The sequence below is a fragment of the Rhodospirillum rubrum ATCC 11170 genome, assembly GCF_000013085.1.
In the GTDB taxonomy this organism is placed as follows: Bacteria; Pseudomonadota; Alphaproteobacteria; order Rhodospirillales; family Rhodospirillaceae; genus Rhodospirillum; species Rhodospirillum rubrum.
The window spans coordinates 304,603-320,469 of record NC_007643.1 but is presented as its reverse complement, the minus strand read 5'-3'; the positions used below and the strand labels follow the sequence as shown (position 1 = coordinate 320,469).

The 15,867-nt window shown below is 66.0% G+C and carries 14 protein-coding genes and 1 tRNA gene; 8 read left to right on the top strand and 7 right to left on the bottom strand.

The features are described from left to right. Positions 1–22: 22 nt before the first annotated feature. The 6 genes from RRU_RS01355 to gmd form a co-directional block, all read right to left on the bottom strand. The gene (locus RRU_RS01355) at positions 23–1,081 is read right to left on the bottom strand and encodes a M48 family metallopeptidase (RefSeq protein ID WP_011388011.1); all 1,059 of its coding nucleotides are present in this window, start codon (positions 1,079–1,081) and stop codon (positions 23–25) included. Beyond that, a complete protein-coding gene (locus tag RRU_RS01350) occupies positions 1,078–2,154 on the bottom strand; it encodes a YjgN family protein (RefSeq protein ID WP_011388010.1) in 1,077 nt (358 codons plus the stop codon). Before RRU_RS01350 ends, RRU_RS01355 begins: the two co-directional genes overlap by 4 nt. A gap of 70 nt (positions 2,155–2,224) precedes the next feature. Then, positions 2,225–2,731 carry a GNAT family N-acetyltransferase gene (locus RRU_RS01345; RefSeq protein WP_011388009.1) on the bottom strand — a complete coding sequence of 169 codons (507 nt, stop codon included), beginning with the start codon at positions 2,729–2,731 and terminating at the stop codon, positions 2,225–2,227. Then, the gene (locus RRU_RS01340; protein WP_014625904.1) at positions 2,728–3,357 is read right to left on the bottom strand and encodes a DUF6655 family protein; all 630 of its coding nucleotides are present in this window, start codon (positions 3,355–3,357) and stop codon (positions 2,728–2,730) included. The genes RRU_RS01345 and RRU_RS01340 overlap by 4 nt, the downstream gene beginning before the upstream one ends. A 180-nt stretch (positions 3,358–3,537) precedes the next feature. Then, entirely contained in the window at positions 3,538–4,527 is a 990-nt protein-coding gene (locus RRU_RS01335) for a GDP-L-fucose synthase family protein (RefSeq protein WP_011388007.1), read from the bottom strand. After that, positions 4,520–5,590, bottom strand: coding sequence for a GDP-mannose 4,6-dehydratase (gmd, locus tag RRU_RS01330; protein WP_011388006.1), 1,071 nt, complete (start codon positions 5,588–5,590; stop codon positions 4,520–4,522). The genes RRU_RS01335 and gmd overlap by 8 nt, the downstream gene beginning before the upstream one ends. Before the next feature lie 301 nt (positions 5,591–5,891). Here gmd and RRU_RS01325 point away from each other — a divergent pair, with 301 nt between their 5' ends. The 6 genes from RRU_RS01325 to RRU_RS01300 all read left to right on the top strand — a co-directional run bounded on the left by RRU_RS01325 (position 5,892) and on the right by RRU_RS01300 (position 13,171). Further along, positions 5,892–6,935 carry an NAD(P)-dependent alcohol dehydrogenase gene (locus RRU_RS01325; RefSeq protein WP_011388005.1) on the top strand — a complete coding sequence of 348 codons (1,044 nt, stop codon included), beginning with the start codon at positions 5,892–5,894 and terminating at the stop codon, positions 6,933–6,935. Between the two features lie 161 nt (positions 6,936–7,096). After that, positions 7,097–8,026: an AraC family transcriptional regulator gene (locus RRU_RS01320; protein WP_011388004.1), complete on the top strand. Its 930-nt coding sequence runs from the start codon at positions 7,097–7,099 to the stop codon at positions 8,024–8,026. Positions 8,027–8,028: 2 nt separating this feature from the next. After that, positions 8,029–9,525 (top strand): xylulokinase, encoded by a 1,497-nt coding sequence (xylB, locus tag RRU_RS01315; RefSeq protein ID WP_011388003.1) that lies wholly within the window; start codon positions 8,029–8,031, stop codon positions 9,523–9,525. Positions 9,526–9,537: 12 nt separating this feature from the next. Further along, positions 9,538–11,019: a sugar ABC transporter ATP-binding protein gene (locus RRU_RS01310; protein WP_011388002.1), complete on the top strand. Its 1,482-nt coding sequence runs from the start codon at positions 9,538–9,540 to the stop codon at positions 11,017–11,019. Positions 11,020–11,078: 59 nt separating this feature from the next. Continuing rightward, complete coding sequence (locus RRU_RS01305; protein ID WP_237703817.1) at positions 11,079–12,110, top strand: ABC transporter permease; 1,032 nt, start codon at positions 11,079–11,081, stop codon at positions 12,108–12,110. Between the two features lie 56 nt (positions 12,111–12,166). Then, on the top strand, positions 12,167–13,171 hold the full coding sequence (locus RRU_RS01300; RefSeq protein ID WP_011388000.1) for a substrate-binding domain-containing protein: 1,005 nt from the start codon (positions 12,167–12,169) through the stop codon (positions 13,169–13,171). A gap of 319 nt (positions 13,172–13,490) precedes the next feature. On the opposite strand, the gene RRU_RS01295 is transcribed toward RRU_RS01300, so the two are convergent. After that, a tRNA-Gln gene (locus RRU_RS01295) sits at positions 13,491–13,564 on the bottom strand. Between the two features lie 257 nt (positions 13,565–13,821). On the opposite strand from RRU_RS01295, the gene RRU_RS01290 reads away from it, so the two are divergent. Next, on the top strand, positions 13,822–15,021 hold the full coding sequence (locus tag RRU_RS01290) for a Ppx/GppA phosphatase family protein (RefSeq protein WP_011387999.1): 1,200 nt from the start codon (positions 13,822–13,824) through the stop codon (positions 15,019–15,021). Beyond that, entirely contained in the window at positions 15,018–15,809 is a 792-nt protein-coding gene (locus RRU_RS01285) for an RlmE family RNA methyltransferase (protein WP_011387998.1), read from the top strand. Before RRU_RS01290 ends, RRU_RS01285 begins: the two co-directional genes overlap by 4 nt. Positions 15,810–15,867 lie beyond the last annotated feature (58 nt).

Genomic DNA, 15,867 nt, shown 5'->3' with positions numbered 1-15,867 from the left:
TCCAACGCCACGACAAGGACTCTCAGCGGGTGGGTTCGTTAATGTCGCGGATGCGCTCGTTGAGCGGGGGATGGCTGGCCAACCAGCCGCCGCGCGTGCAAGTCGCGCCGCACAAGTCGGCAAGACGAGCCAAAGCACGGGCCAGGGAGGCGGGGTCGCCGCCGCTGCGGGTCAGCAGGGCGATGGCGTAGGAATCGGCTTCGCGCTCGAAGCTCCGGCTATAACCGCGATCAAGCAGCAAGACCGGATAGGCCGCGGCTTCGCTGACCAGATCGCCCATATCGCCAACGGCAAGCGTCGCGATCATCGTCAATCCGGCGGCCCGGATCAGGCGCTTCACCCCGTGACGGCCGACCAGATGGCCGATTTCATGGGCGAGGACACCGACCACCGCCTCGTCGTCGCCCTCGCCGGCCAGCGCCAGAAGTTCGTCGGTCACCACCACCGGCCCCCCGGGCAGGGCGATGGCGTTGGCGCCAAAGGGTCCTCCCTGGCGGAATTCCAGGGCGACGCCGGCGGACAGGCCGGCCGCTTTGGTCAGATCGGCGAAGCGGGCGCGCAGGCGGTCCTGACGGACCGCCGCCACCGTGGTCGGCTCCAAGACGGAGCCATCAAGCACGGCGAAGGCCTGGGCGCCGATCAGGCGCTCGACCGAAGCGGGAACCAAAGACGCCGCGGCATCGGCGGCCAGCGGCACCCCCCAGCGCAGCGACAGGACCACGACCACCAGCACGACGGCGAGAAGGCCGATCAGCCGGGGGTGAAGCCGTTCGAGGGCGGCGATCCAGCCCCCCGGCGGCCGGACGCCCACGGCGCGCAGCAGCGCCGTGACCGCCGCGTTATCGGGGCTGATGAACACCCGCCCATCCTCAAGCACCAGCCGCCGGGGAACCCCGGCCAAGGGCGGGCTGGCCGTCAGGCTGTGGGCGGCGATGGTTTCCACCACCCCGTCCCGGCACAGGCGCAGCAGACCGGCCGCCGGCGCCATCCCCGCCACAGGTTCCAAGGTGGCCGCCGCGCCGCGCGAGCGTCCGGCCTCGATCAGGGTGCCGTGAACGACCGGGGCCGCCCCGGGGGTCACAGCCCGACCTCGAAGCCTTCAAGATCGGAGAATTCCGAGGCGATGACATTCCCCTCGGCCTGACGGGCCTCGATGAAGGCGTCCAGCGGTCCGGCCGGGATCACCGTCAGGCAGGCGCATTGATAGCGCCACAGGCGGATCGCCGCCCAGGGATGGGCCAGACCAAGGCTGAGCACGGTCACCACCATGTTCGACAACACGATCCAGGCGAAGCGCGGCGCCGACAGGGTCGAGCGGAAGCGGTGACCGCCCTCAAGCGTCATCGCGCCAAGAACGGTGTTGCGCAGCCGGGCGCGGTACAAGGCGCCGGCGAAAAGGAAAGCCGGGAAGATCACCAGCAGCCCGACCAAGGGCAGGGTGTTGAGGGCGAGCCCCGTTTCGCCCGGGGCCAGGGCCAGCGCCAGGGCGCCCCCCCACACCGCGCCGCCGGCCAAAGCCGTCATCCCCATGAAAACCGCCAAAGCCAGACCCAGGGCACGGTACAGCGGCGCCAAAGGGGGAGCGCTGGAAAACGCCGCCGCTCCCAGGCGATGGCCATTGACCCAGAAGGTCGCCGTCCGCCGGGTACTGACCGGCAGCAGCAGGCCAAGCGAGATCAGCGCCAGGAACGGCATGGCGATGGCGGCGACGAAGCCATCCCACCAGCGCGCCCGAAAGCCGAAGCGCACGGCGCACCATTGGGTGTTGCGGGCGTTGAAGGCCAGGGAGCGCACGATCAGCCAGGGCAGGACGACGACGTAGCCAAGACCAAGCAGCCACGAAACGCGCGGCTCGATGGCCTGGAGCCCGGCGTAAAGCGCCAGGGCGGCGACCACGATCAAGCGCCCCTTGAGTAGGGTCAGCCCGGTGGCCAGATACTCGAAGGTCGCGCCGCCAACCTGGGTGTTGCCCAGGAAATAGCGCCGCCGCCGCACCTTGGCCCAGGCCGACCAGATGCCGATCGTCGCTAGGCTCAGCAGCAGATTGACCAACCAGATGCGAAAATAAGCGCGCGCCGTGCCGGTGAAAACCACCGGAAGCGGCGCGCCGGACGGAGCGGGAGGGACCGGGCCGGGTCCGGCGAAATCCTTCATGGGAGCGTCCTTGGCGGGATGGCGGAAGGCGCCATCATAGCCTTTCGGCTCATCCCACGGGAAGCGGGGCTTACAGCCGCCGCACCATCGGCAAGGCGATGCCGCGATAGCTGGCCAGTTTGGCCCGCAACGCGGCGTCGATCGGCTGATCGGTGAAGCCATGGCGCCGCCACACGCCATCGGCCCCGCCCACGGCGGTCAGGGCCAGGGCGCCCAGGCCGTGGTCGCGGGCGAGATCGGCCAAAGCGCCCAGCAAAAGGCCGACCAACCCTTGCCCACGCGCTTCGCGCCGCAGGCAGACATCATGGATATAAAGGCAATCCGCCCCGGCGGGCAGGCCGCCCAGCAAACTGTCAAGGGCGGGGGGCCGGCCGCTCACCCCGGGATGGCTGATGCAATAGCCCAAAAGCGTCCCTTTCGCGTCCTCGGCCACCCGGCAGCCGGCGGGAAACAGCGCCAAGCGCTCGGGCTGGACTGCGGGGCTTTCGGGAAAGCCGCTGTGGATCTCTTCGCCCAAGGGATAGGTCAGGGCGAGATCCTGGGCCGTCATCGCCCGCCAGGGATTGGGCGCGATCACTTCGTGCGCTCCAACCGGATTTCCGGCGCGACGATCGATTTGCTTTCCACGGCGTCTCCCGCCCAGTCCTTGGCCAGCAGATCGCTTGATTGCCAGGTGAACACCAGCAAAGCCGTCCATTTCGTCTTGTGGGAAAAGCCAAAGCGCGGACCGGTGGCCCCGGTCAGGGCGCCGCTTTGCCGATCGAAGCTGGCCGCCGTCAAGCGGGTCATGCCCTGCATCGTTTCCTTTTTGAAGAGGGCGACTTCGGGGGTTTCCAGGGCGCCGGCCAAGGGAACCGGGGCGCTCAGCCCGGGAACGCCAAACAGCAGATCGCTCCCCTCCACCGCCATGGCGCCGGTGCGCACCTCGATCACCCGATCGGCCTGGGCGCGGTCACTCGCCAGCCGCATGCCGCGCCGCGCCAGGGATTCGCGAATGGCGCCAATGGCGTATTTGCCTTCGACGCCTTCGAAATTGATCGGATCGATGAAGACCGCCCCCTGATCGGGCAAGGCGCGGGCCAGGGCCTCGGCCGCCCGGTCGCTGGCCACGGCGATCAGAAGCTGTTCCTCGGCCGATTTCGCCGACAGGCTTTGGTGTTCGCTTGAACAGGCGGCGAGGGGCAGGGCCAGAAGCGCCGCCATTCCGCCAGACTTCCGCAAAAAACCCACTTAAAAAACGTCCTTGGTCAAAAAAAACCGCTAGATCAGGATGATTTCAGGTCTGATCGACCTGAAATCTGAATCCTGATCTAAATCTAAATGTTAGAGCGGGATTTTAGGCGAAAACCGCGCACACTTTTCGCCATCCCGCTCTGGGAACCCTTATTGACGCAGCCGCTCGGCGTTGTCGAGGAACCAGCGATAGGTGGCGGCGATGCCGCTGCGCAGGTCGGTCGCCGGTCGCCAGCCCAAGGCGGCAAGGCGGCCGCTGTCCATCAACTTACGCGGCGTGCCATCGGGCATGGTGGTATCGAAAACGAACCGCCCCTCATAGCCCACCACCCCAGCGATGGTCTCGGCCAGGGCCTTGATGGTGATTTCCTCGCCGCTGCCGACGTTGATGTGATCATCGGCCGAATACGCCTTGAGCAGGAAGACCAGGGCATCGGCCAGATCATCGACATAGAGGAATTCGCGCAAGGGGGCGCCGCTGCCCCACAGCACCACCTCGCCCCGGCCCTCGACCTTGGCTTCGTGGATCTTGCGCAGCAGCGCGGGCAGCACATGCCCGCCATCAAGATCGAAGTTGTCGCCCGGACCATAAAGATTGGTCGGCATCGCCGAGATGTAATCGCAGCCATATTGGCGGCGATAGGCCTGGGCCATGCGGATGCCGGCGATCTTGGCGATGGCGTACCACTGGTTGGTCGGTTCGAGCGGCCCGCTGAGCAGGGCGTCCTCGCGCATCGGCTGGGCGACATCGCGCGGATAGATGCACGACGATCCCAGGAACAGAACCTTGCCCACGCCGGCTTGCCAAGCGGCATGGATGATATTGGTCTGAACCGCCAGATTCTGGTGGATGAATTCGGCCGAGCGCCGATCATTGGCCTTGATGCCGCCAACCAGGGCGGCGGCCATCACCACCGCATCGGGCCGATTGGCCTCCATCCACGCCTCGACCGCCTGTTGGCGGGTTAGATCGAGGTCCTCGCGACCGACGCAGAGCACCGCGCAGTCCTCGCGCGCCAAACGGCGCACGACCGCGCCGCCCACCAGTCCCCGATGACCGGCGACCCAAACGCGCTTGCCCGTCAAATCGAAGGGCTGGCCGAGGGGGCGTGAAGTGGGCGCGGGGCGGGGCTCAGTCATTGGTGATCAGACTCTCCTGGGTGCGTTTGAGCACGGCGAGATCGGCGGCGACCATTTCAGCGACCAACTCGGCAAGCGGGGTTTCGGCGACCCAGCCCAGACGCTCGCGGGCCTTGGTCGGATCGCCTTGCAGGAACTCGACCTCGGTCGGCCGGAAATAACGGGGATCGATGGCCACCAGTTTGGCGCCGCTGGCGCTGTCGATCCCGATCTCGTCGACCCCCTCGCCCTGCCATGTCACGCGGCGCCCCAGCTTGGAAAAAGCCATTTCCACGAAGGCGCGAACCGAATGGACCACCCCCGTCGCCAAGACATAGTCATCGGGGCGGGGTTGTTGAAGCATCGCCCACATGCCTTTCACATAGTCGCGCGCATGGCCCCAGTCACGCCAGCTGTCGAGATTGCCCAGATAAAGCACGTCTTGCAGTCCAAGATGAATGGCCGCCACCGCCCGGGTGATCTTGCGGGTCACGAAGGTTTCGCCGCGCAGCGGGCTTTCATGATTGAAAAGAATGCCGTTCGAGGCGTGAATGCCATAGGCCTCGCGGTAGTTCACCGTGATCCAATAGGCGTAAAGCTTGGCCGCCGCATAGGGGCTGCGCGGATAAAACGGCGTGGTTTCACTTTGCGGCGTCTCGCGCACCTTGCCGTAAAGCTCGGAAGTCGAGGCCTGATAGAACCGCGTCTTGTCGGTCAGCCCAAGCAAACGGATCGCCTCGAGCAGGCGCAAGGTGCCGACCGCATCGGCATTGGCGGTGTATTCGGGGATCTCGAAACTGACCTGGACATGGCTTTGCGCGGCGAGATTATAGATCTCGTCGGGCTGAATGGCCTGAACCAGCCCGATCAGATTGGCGCTGTCGGTCATGTCGCCGTAATGCAGGAAGAACGTGCGGTCGGGATCGTGGGGATCTTGATAAAGCGGATCGATCCGCCCGGTGTTGAGCGACGACGACCGCCGCTTGATGCCGTGGACCTCATAGCCCTTGCCCAGCAGGAATTCCGCCAGATAGGCGCCGTCCTGCCCCGTCACCCCGGTAATAAGCGCAACCTTCGCCGCCATCGTCCGCTCCTTTGCCGTTCTGGCCTGCGCACACCACGTGCCGCGAACGATCCTAGCCGAGCAAGCCGGCCTTTGGGAAACGGCGCGTTTTCCCTCCCCGCCGGCCCTCTGACGCTCCCAGCGATCGCCAAAGCGGATCGGGCTTGACCGCTCGCGCCGCGATCGGGCCTCATGTAAAATTTTGCACACTGAATCAAAAATATGGCGTAGCCCCGATCCCGCCCGGGTTCCACACTTCGCAAAACACCTGCGGGCCAGAGCGTCTCTGCCCGCTGAAATCACATTCCTTGGAGGGAATGCCATGAAAGTGACGGGCGTTGTTCTCGAGCGTCAGGGTGCGCTCTCGCTTAGGGATATTGATATTCCCGGCACATTGGCGCCCGGGGCCAATGAGGTCCGCATTGCCATCAAATCCGTGGGGATTTGCGGCAGCGATGTCCACTATTTCAAGCATGGCCGCATTGGCGACTTCATCGTCACCGAGCCGATGATCCTGGGGCATGAAGCCTCGGGCGTCGTAGAGGAAATCGGCTCGGCGGTGACCCATCTGCGCGTTGGCGACCGGGTGTGCATGGAGCCGGGCGTTCCCGACTTCTCGTCGATCGAAACCCTGCGCGGCATGTACAATCTTGATCCCTCGGTGCGCTTCTGGGCGACGCCGCCCTATCATGGCTGCTTGACCGCCGAGGTCGTCCACCCCGCCTCGCTCACCTATCGCCTGCCCGACTCCGTCAGCTTCGCCGAAGGCGCCATGGTCGAACCGCTGGCCATCGGCGTCTATGCCGCCGCCAAGGCGCAGATCCGCCCGGGCGACATCGCCGTCGTCACCGGCGCGGGCACCATCGGCATGATGGTGGTCTTCGCCGCGCTGGCCGCCGGCTGCGCCGAGGTCATCGTCAGCGATGTGGCGGCCGAGAAGCTGGCCCTTTTGGCCAGCCATCCCGAGGTCACCACCGTTGACCTCACCCGCGAAAGCCTGGCCGACGCCGTGGCGGCGCGGACCGATGGCCGTGGCGTCGACGTGTTCTTCGAAGCCAGCGGCAGCACCCGCCCCTATGAGACGATGATCGATCTGATCGGCCGGGGCGGCCGCATCGTCCTCGTCGGCATGCCCCAGGAAAAGCCCCAGTTGGATGTAGTCGCCCTGCAGGTCAAGGAAATCAGCCTGACGGGCACCTTCCGCTACGCCAATGTCTGGGACCGGACCTTGAAGCTGCTTGGCAGCGGCAAGATCGACCTCAAACCGTTGATTTCGGCCACCTTCCCCTTCAGTGACTCGGTCCGTGCCTTCGACCGCGCCGCCCAGCACCTGCCATCCGACGTCAAGATCCAGATCTCCCTGTGATCGGTCGCAAGCGGATAAGCGTTTCGTTCCCCATCGTGGGCTTCTCCGTTCGCGTCCCATAAAAACAGAATCGCCCAGGGAGGATAGGGCGCGCGACGGGGGACCCTCCATCCCCCGGCCTCGCCGTTTCCTCCCCAGAGCGTCCCAGGGAGGATTGGGTCATGCAGAAGAAGCCGCTAAGGGAGGTGATCGCCGCCCCGCTGGACCGGGCGTTCCGGGTCTACAGCCATGGCTATCCCTTCCAGTTTTCCGGCTGGCACTACCACCCGGAATATGAACTTCACGCCATCCGCCGCAGTTCAGGCCTGTGCTACATCGGCACCTACGCCGGTCCGTTCGAGACCGGCAATCTTATTCTGACCGGACCCAATCTGCCCCATGTCTGGGTGACCGACGCCGATGGCTATGGCGACGGCCGCCAGGGGGATTTCATCCCCGACCGCGATTTGGTCATGCAGTTCAGCGGCGCCTTCGCCGAAAAATGCCTGGAGAGCTTCGCCGATTGCGCCGATTTGCGGGTGTTGCTGGCCCAGGCCTCGGCGGGGATCTTGTTTTCCGAGGCCGTCGGCGAACCGGTCGCCCGCATGATGGAGGACCTGCGCGAGCGCAGCGGCCCCGGCCGGCTGGCCCTGTTCTTCGACATCCTCGATCGCCTGCTCGCCGACAAGGCCCGCCAGCCGCTGTCGGTGGAATGGCAGAGCTATCAGTGCCTTCAGCCCAAGCGGCTGGACAATATCTTGAAATTCATCGCCGAGAACTACAACCGCGCCGATTTGACCTGCGGCGAGGTGGCGCGGCGCGAGGCGATGGAGCTTTCAGCCTTTTCGCGGTTCTTCGAGCGCCACATCAGTTGCACCTGCATCGAATACATCAACCGGCTGCGCATCTACAAAGCCTGCCAGTTGCTGATCGAGACGGAGAACCGCATCACCATGGTGGCCTATGAGGTCGGCTACGACACGCTGTCGACCTTCAATCGCAATTTCCAGCGCTATATCGGCTCCTCGCCCTCGGCCTTCCGGGCCCACCGGCGCTATGGGCTGATGCGCTCGGCCCATCAGATCAAAAAAGCCAGCGCGGGGGGCGCGTGACCATGTTTCTTGGCATCGACTGCGGAACCCAGGGCACCAAGGCCCTGATCCTTGACGACAGCGGCGCCATCCGCGGCGTCGGCCATGCCGCGCACCGCTTGATCGAGCGCGAAAGCGGGGCGCGCGAACAAGATCCGGCGTGGTGGGTGCAAGCCGCCATCGGCGCGGTCAAGGGCGCCCTGGCCGAGGCCGGGATCGACGGATCGGCGGTGCGCGCCCTGGCCTTTTCCGGCCAGCAGCACGGGCTGGTGGTTCTGGGCAAGGACGGCCAGCCGCTGCGCCCGGCCAAGCTGTGGAACGATACGGAAACGGCGGCGCAGAACGCCGTCCTGGTCGAGCGCCTGGGCGGCGCCGAGGCCTGGGGCGAGCGGCTGGGCATCGTGCCGCTGACCGGCTATACGGTTTCCAAGCTGTTGTGGCTGAAGGACAACGAGCCCGAGGCCTTCGCCCGGATCGACGCCATCCTGCTGCCCCATGATTACCTGAATTTCTGGGCGACCGGTCGGCGGGTCGCCGAAGCCGGCGACGCCTCGGGCACGGCGTTCTTCGATATCCGCGCCCGCCGCTGGTCCGAAGAGGTGTTGGCCCTGATCGATGGCGGCAGCGGCCATCTGGCCCGCGCCCTGCCCGAGTTGATCGGTCCCGACGCCATCGTCGGCCCGCTGCGCCCCGAAGCCGCCACCGCCCTTGGTCTGTCCCCCACCTGTCTGGTGGCGGCGGGGGGCGGCGACAACATGATGGGCGCCATCGGCACCGGCAACGTCCGCGAAGGCGTGGTGACGCTGAGCATCGGCACCTCGGCCGCCGTCTATTCCTATAGTGACACCCCCGTCGTCGACCCGCGCGGCCGGGTCGCGGCGTTTTGTTCAAGCAGCGGCGGCTGGTTGCCGCTGGTCTGCACCATGAACGCCACCAATGTCACCGGTCGCGCCGCCACCTTGGTCGGCGACGATGTCGGAGCGATCGACCGCGCCCTGGCCGACAGCCCGCCGGGCGCCGAGGGCATCACCGTTCTGCCCTTCCTCAATGGCGAGCGCACCCCCGATCTGCCCGCCGCGCGCGGCAGCGTGCTTGGTCTGTCGGTCACCAACATGACCGCACCCAATCTGCTGCGCGCCATGACCGAGGGCGTCAGCTTCGGCATGTTGGCCGGGCTGAAGCTGGTGCTAGCCGGCCGCCAGCCCGAGCGGGTCTTCGTCATCGGCGGCGGGGCGCGCAGCGGCGAATGGCGCAAGATGATCGCCGATGCCAGCGGCGCGGAAATCGTCGTGCCGATGACCGAAGAGGCCGGCAGCCTTGGCGCGGCGATCCAGGCCCAATGGGCGTGGAGCGGCGAGAGCGGCGCGCCGATCGCCCTTGGCGATCTGACCGACAGGGCGGTGCGCGTTGACGAGACCAAGGGCGCCCTGCCCCGTCCCGAGCGCCGCGCCGCCTATGACGAGGCCTTCGGCCGCTACCGGGAAAGCCTGATGCGCTTGCATGGCGTCGACGCCCTTTGACGGAGTAGGTCCATGTCCTCCCCTCTTCTGACGATGCGCGGTATCCGCAAGAGCTATGCCGGGGTTCATGCCCTGGTCGATGGCAATCTCGACCTGGAACGCGGGCAGATCCATGCGCTTTGCGGTGGCAATGGCGCGGGGAAATCGACCATCCTCGGCATCTTGATGGGCTTCACCCGCCCCGATTGCGGCGAGATCCGCATCGAGGGCAAGCCGGTCAGCTTCGCCAATCCGACCCAGGCCCTGCAGGCCGGCATCGCCATCGTCCAGCAGGAACTGAGCGGCGTCCCCCACCTGACGGTGGCCGAGAACATCTATCTCGGCGCCGAACCGCGCCGCCGCGGCTTCGTCGACTTCCCGCAATTGAACCGTCAGGCCGAGGAGCTGCTGGCCTCGCTTGGCTTCGACATCGATCCCCGCGTCCCCTTGGCCTCGCTCAGCATCGCCTCGCAGCAGTTGATCGAGATCGCCAAGGCTTTATCGCGGCGCGATGCCGATATCCTCATCTTCGACGAACCGACCTCGGCCATCGGCGAGAAGGACACCCTGCGCCTGTTCGAGGTGCTGCGCGATCTGGCGGCGGCGGGCAAGGGCATCATCTATGTCACCCACCGTCTGGCCGAGGTCTTCACCATCGCCGACAGCTATACGGTGTTCAAGGACGGGGCGCGGATCGAAACCGGCCGGGTCGCCGACATCACCCGCGAAAAGCTGATCGAATCGATGATCGGCGGCGCCATCGAAGGCGAATACGTCAAAGAGAACGTGCCCAGCGACCGGCCTTTGCTCGATGTGCGCGGCCTCAGCCGGGCGCCGTGGTTCGATCGGGTGAGTTTCACCCTGCATGCCGGCGAGATCCTCGGCATCTATGGTCTGGTCGGCTCGGGCCGCAGCCAGCTTCTTGATACCATCTACGGCCTTTATCCCGCCGATGCGGGAACGGTGTGGGTGGAGGGGCGCGAGATCCGCCCGGGACGGGTGCGCGCGGCCCTGGGCGCGGGGATCTCCTATGTCACCGAGGACCGCAAGCATAGCGGTCTGGTGCTCTGCGCTTCGGTCGGCGACAATCTTTCGCTGTCGCAACTGCCCCATATCCAGCGCTTCGGCTTCATCCGCACCGCCCTGGAACGGGCGGGCATCGACGATTCGATCGCCAAGATGCGGATCAAAACGCCGGGGCCCGAGCAGATCGTGCGCAACCTCAGCGGCGGCAATCAGCAAAAGGTCGTCTTCGGCCGCTGCACCTCGATCGGCCCCAAGGTTCTGCTGCTTGATGAACCGACGCGCGGCGTCGATGTCGGCGCCAAAAAGGAAATCTACCGCTTCGTCTCCGATTTCACCAAAGCCGGCGGCGCGGTTCTGATGGTGTCTTCGGAACTCGACGAGATCACCGGCATGAGCGATCGCATCATCGTCATCAAAAAGGGCGCCCATGTCGCCGAATTCCCCCGGGAAGAGACGACGCAGAAGGCCCTGATGATGGCCGCCGTCTAAAGAAGGCTCCGCCCCTCCCCGCCACCCTTCCAAACAATAATAAGAACACGAAAAACCAAATGGGACACCCCTTGATGCACATCACCCAGCCGGCCGCCAAGGCCCCGATCTCCTTGCGAAAGTACGGAATCGTCTTCGCATTTCTCGGGCTCTGCGTGTTGGTCAGCGCGCTCTGCCAGCTCAAGGTGGTCCAGGGCGCCTGGCCCGAGAACACCTTCCTGACCGTCAATAATCTGATGCTGATCTTGCATCAGATATCGGTGAACGGCGTCCTTGCCGTCGGCATGACCTTCGTCGTCATCTCGGCCGGCATCGATTTGTCGGTGGGCTCGGTCCTGGCCTTTTCCGGGATGATGGCCGCCTCGATGGCCACCCGCTCGGTCGGGGTGACGCCATGGAGCGACACCTATCCGGTGATCTTCCCGATCATCGCCGCCCTGGGCGTCGGCGCGCTGTGCGGCGGCTTAAGCGGCTGGATCATCGCCCGTTTCCGCATCCAGGCCTTCATCGCCACCCTGGGCATGCTGCTGGCGGCGCGCGGCTTCACCATGTCGGTCACCGGCGGCAATCCGATTTCGGGCCTAAGCCCGGATTTCCGCTGGTTCGGCACGGGCAAGCTGTTCGAGGTGATCCCGGTGCCGGTGGTCATCCTCGCCCTGGTCTTCCTTCTGGCCTGGGTGATCCTCAATAAAACGGTCTTTGGCCGCTACGTCTATGCCGTTGGCGGCAACGAGAAGAGCGCGCGCACCTCGGGCATCAACACCGGGGCGATCCTCATCTGGGTCTATGTGGTCGCCGGCTTCCTGGCCGGCGTGGCCGGGGTGATCCTGACCGCCAAGACCGGGTCGGCCCAGACCAGCGCCGGCAGTTCCTATGAACTTGACGCCATCGCCGCCGTGGTCATCGGCGGCGCCAGCCTGGCCGGCGGCGTCGGCCGGCTGACGGGTACGTTTTTCGGGGCCCTGATCATCGGCGTGATGAACAACGGCCTCGATATCCTGGGGGTCCAGAGCTTCTACCAGCTCATCATCAAAGGCGGACTGATCGTTGTCGCCGTGATCCTCGACCCCTCAAGAAAACAGGCTGGTTGAAACCGGCCGTCCTTCCCGTGACGCCTATCACCAAAACCGATAACGAGGATTGGTCCATGAAGAAGCTTCTTCTTACCGCCTGCGCCGCCGCCGCCCTGCTCTCGGCCTCGGCCGCGATGGCCGCCGACGCCCCCAAGGCGCGCATCGCCGTGCTGATGTATGGCAATAAGGCCGAATTCGTCCAGTTGATGGAGCGCTATGGCAAGGAGCATCCCGCCGTGAAGGCCGGGATCGCCGAGGTGACGTTCTATGACGGACGCTATGACGCCGCCGTCCAGAACGATCAGGCGCAGATGGCGATCAACACCAAGCAGGACGCCATCGTCGTCAACCCGATGGACTATGAAGCCAACATCGATATCGCCACCAACGCCAAGATGGCCGGGATCCCGGTGGTGGTGACCAACGCCCGCCTCAACACCGACGAGATGACCGCCGAAGTGGTCTCCGACGACGTGCTCGGCGGCTATCTGGAAGCCAAGGACGTGCTGACCAAGCTTGGCTGCAAGGGCAACGTCGTGATCATCGAGGGGCCGAAGGGCGGCTCGGGCGAGATCCAGCGTGGTCAGGGCAACGAAAAGGCCCTGGCCGAATGCCCGGCCGGCGCGGTGAAGGTGCTCGAGCGCAAGACCGCCAATTGGTCGCGCGCCGAGGCCCTTGATCTGATGCAGAACTGGCTGAGCAAGCACCCGGGCAAGATCAACGGCGTCATCGGCCAGAACGATGAAATGGCGCTCGGCGCCATCGAGGCGATCAAGGCCGCCGACCTCAACGTCAAGGATTTCGCCATCGCCGGCATCGACGGCGTGACCGATGCCCTGCACGCGGTCAAGGCCGGCGAGATGACCTCGATCCTTCAGGACGCCCGTGGCCAGATCCAGGGCAGCATCGACGTCGCCCTGCGCGCCGTGAAGGGCCCCGACTACAAGCCGATGTCGCCGATCTGGGAACAGTACAAGGCCGACCTCGCCTGGGCCGATGGCCAGTCCAAGCGCTATGACATCCCCTGGACCGTGGTGACCACGGCCAATGTCGACGAGCTGCTGAAAGACCGCAATTAAGGTCTTCCGCCAAGACTGACTAAAAAACGCCCCCGTTCGCCGATCCGCGAGCGGGGGCGTTTTCGTTGGAGCGATCCGGCCGCCCGTCGCCCGCGCCGCGGCATAGCGCACGGGGGGGCCTCTTCCAGGGCGCGGCGGATGGCGATGGCCTCGGCCAGGGCCGACAGCGGGATGCGGGTTGAAAACCCACGATAAGCCGCAGGGCGCCGGCGGGGTCAATTTACCCCCCGGGCCGGCACAGAAACGGAGTGAACGCTTGGGAAGGGCCGCATAATCAAAGGAGTTGTCAGAGCGATGCCTGACAACTCCTTTGAAAGGCTGGCTGGGGGACCTGGATTCGAACCAGGACTAACGGAGTCAGAGTCCGTGGGTCTACCGTTAACCTATCCCCCACCAGGGATGCGCGGCGCAATATGTCCGCGAGGGCGCTGTATCTACCACGGGTCTTTCGGACTGGCTACTGAAAAATGCGCTCTTTTTCCATTTCCTGAACACCAGTTAAGACAATTATCCAAAGGGGCTTTGCCGAGCGTGATCGGGTCGCCTAAACTGAGAGTCCAGCGAGCCGGGCGAGTTCCTTTCATGCGGCGGGGTTTTGTCCCCGCCCACCAGAAGCCTCCGCCCCTTTAGCCCCACCCCAAGGAGCCGGAGTGACCCAGATCATCGGGTTCCCTGAAGAGATGCGCGACAAGGCCTCGGATGGTGGCGGCGGTAACGCGCTGTCCGCCCCCTTTGGCCTGCCGACGCGGGAGGCCGAGGATGGCCGGACCTATGGGGCGCTCGACCTTGGCACCAACAACTGCCGGCTCTTGATCGCCCGCCGCCAGCGCGACGGGTTCAAGGTGATCGATTCCTTTTCAAGGATCACCCGCCTGGGCGAAGGATTGGGCGCGCGCGGGCGCTTCGCCCCGGCCGCCATCGACCGCACCCTGGCCGCCCTGACGGTTTGCGCGAGCCGCATGGAACGCCACGGCGTCAGCCTGTCGCGCTGCGTGGCCACGGCGGCGTGCCGCCTTGCCCGCGATACCACGCCTTTCCTTGAGCGGGTGCGCGCCGAAACCGGTCTGGCGGTCGAAGTGATCAGCGCCGACGAGGAGGCCCGCCTCGCCCTGGCCGGCTGCGCGCCGCTGCTTGAGTCGCGCGGGGTGCCGACCCTGTTGTTCGATATCGGCGGCGGCAGTACCGAACTGACCCTGGTCGAGGTCGAGAATACGCCGGCCGGGCCGATGCCCGGGGCGGTGCGGGCGATGGAAAGCCTGCCGCTCGGCGTCGTCACCATGGCCGAGGCGGTGGGCGGCGGCCATCTGTCGGCCCGCCTGCATGCCGATATCGTCACCCATGTCCGCGAACGCCTGCGCCCCTTCGATATCACCCATGGCATCTCCGACCGGGCGGCGCGCGGCGATCTGTCGTTGCTTGGCACCAGCGGCACCGTCACCACCGTCGGCGCCGTCGCCCTTGGGCTGACCCGCTATGACCGGGCCCGGGTCGACGGCTTGACCCTGCCGATCCACGCCGTCAAGGAAGTGGGCGCCCGCCTGCTGGATATGACCCCGCAGGCGCGGGCCGCCCACCCTTGTATCGGCCGCGACCGCGCCGATCTTGTTCTGGCGGGCTGCGCCATCCTGGAGGCCATCTTGTCCACTTGGCCGGTTCCGCGCGTGCGGGTCGCCGATCGCGGCATCCGCGAGGGGCTGCTGATGACCCTGATGGGCGCGCGGGGCCCCGGTGATTTCACCGAGGTCCGCGATAGCGACGATCCGCCGCTGGCCGATGATAAAATCCTGCCGCCGCTGGCCGACGACCTGCCGCAGCCGCCCCCTTCCCCCGAGTCTGGAGTCACCCCATGAGTTCCGCCGAAGGCCCCAAGTCGGGGGGCGGGTCCAAAGGATCCAAATCCGAAGCCAGTTCCCGCGTTCGCGGCTCGGCCCCCACCGGATCGCGTGACCTGTTCGTTCGCGTCCGCACCGCCAAGGGCCGCAAGGCCTCGTCGACCCGCTGGCTGCAGCGCCAGTTGAACGACCCCTATGTGCTTGAAGCCAAGCGCCAGGGATTGCGCTCGCGCGCCGCTTTCAAGCTGATCGAGCTTGACGAGCGCTTCACCCTACTCAAGCCCGGCATGCGCGTCGTCGATCTTGGCGCGGCGCCGGGCGGCTGGACGCAGATCGCCGTTGAACGCACCCGCTCGCTCCACCCCAATGGCGGAAAAGTCGTTGGCATGGATATCCTTGAATGGGAGGGCGTGGCCGGGGCCACCTGCCTGACCCATGATTTCATGGATGACGCCGCCCCCCTGATGCTCAAGGGCGCCATGGACGGCGCGGTCGATCTGGTGCTGTCGGACATGGCCGCCCCGACCACCGGCCACCGCCAAACCGACCACCTGCGGGTCATGGGCTTGGCCGAGGCGGCGTGGTATTTCGCCGAAGAGGTTCTCGCCCCGGGCGGCGCCTTCGTCTGCAAGGTGTTCCAGGGCGGAACCGAAGGCGCCCTACTCACCCGCATGAAGAAGATGTGCGAGGTGATTCGCCACGCCAAGCCGCCGGCCAGCCGCCAGGGCTCCCCCGAGGTCTATGTGATCGCCCAGGGCTTTCGCGGCCTTTCCGGCGGCGAGGACACCGGCCGCGACGAGTCGTAAGGCCCGGGGGCAAGGCGCGAGACCGGCGGGGGCCGGGTAAAACCGGGGGCTGCCGGAA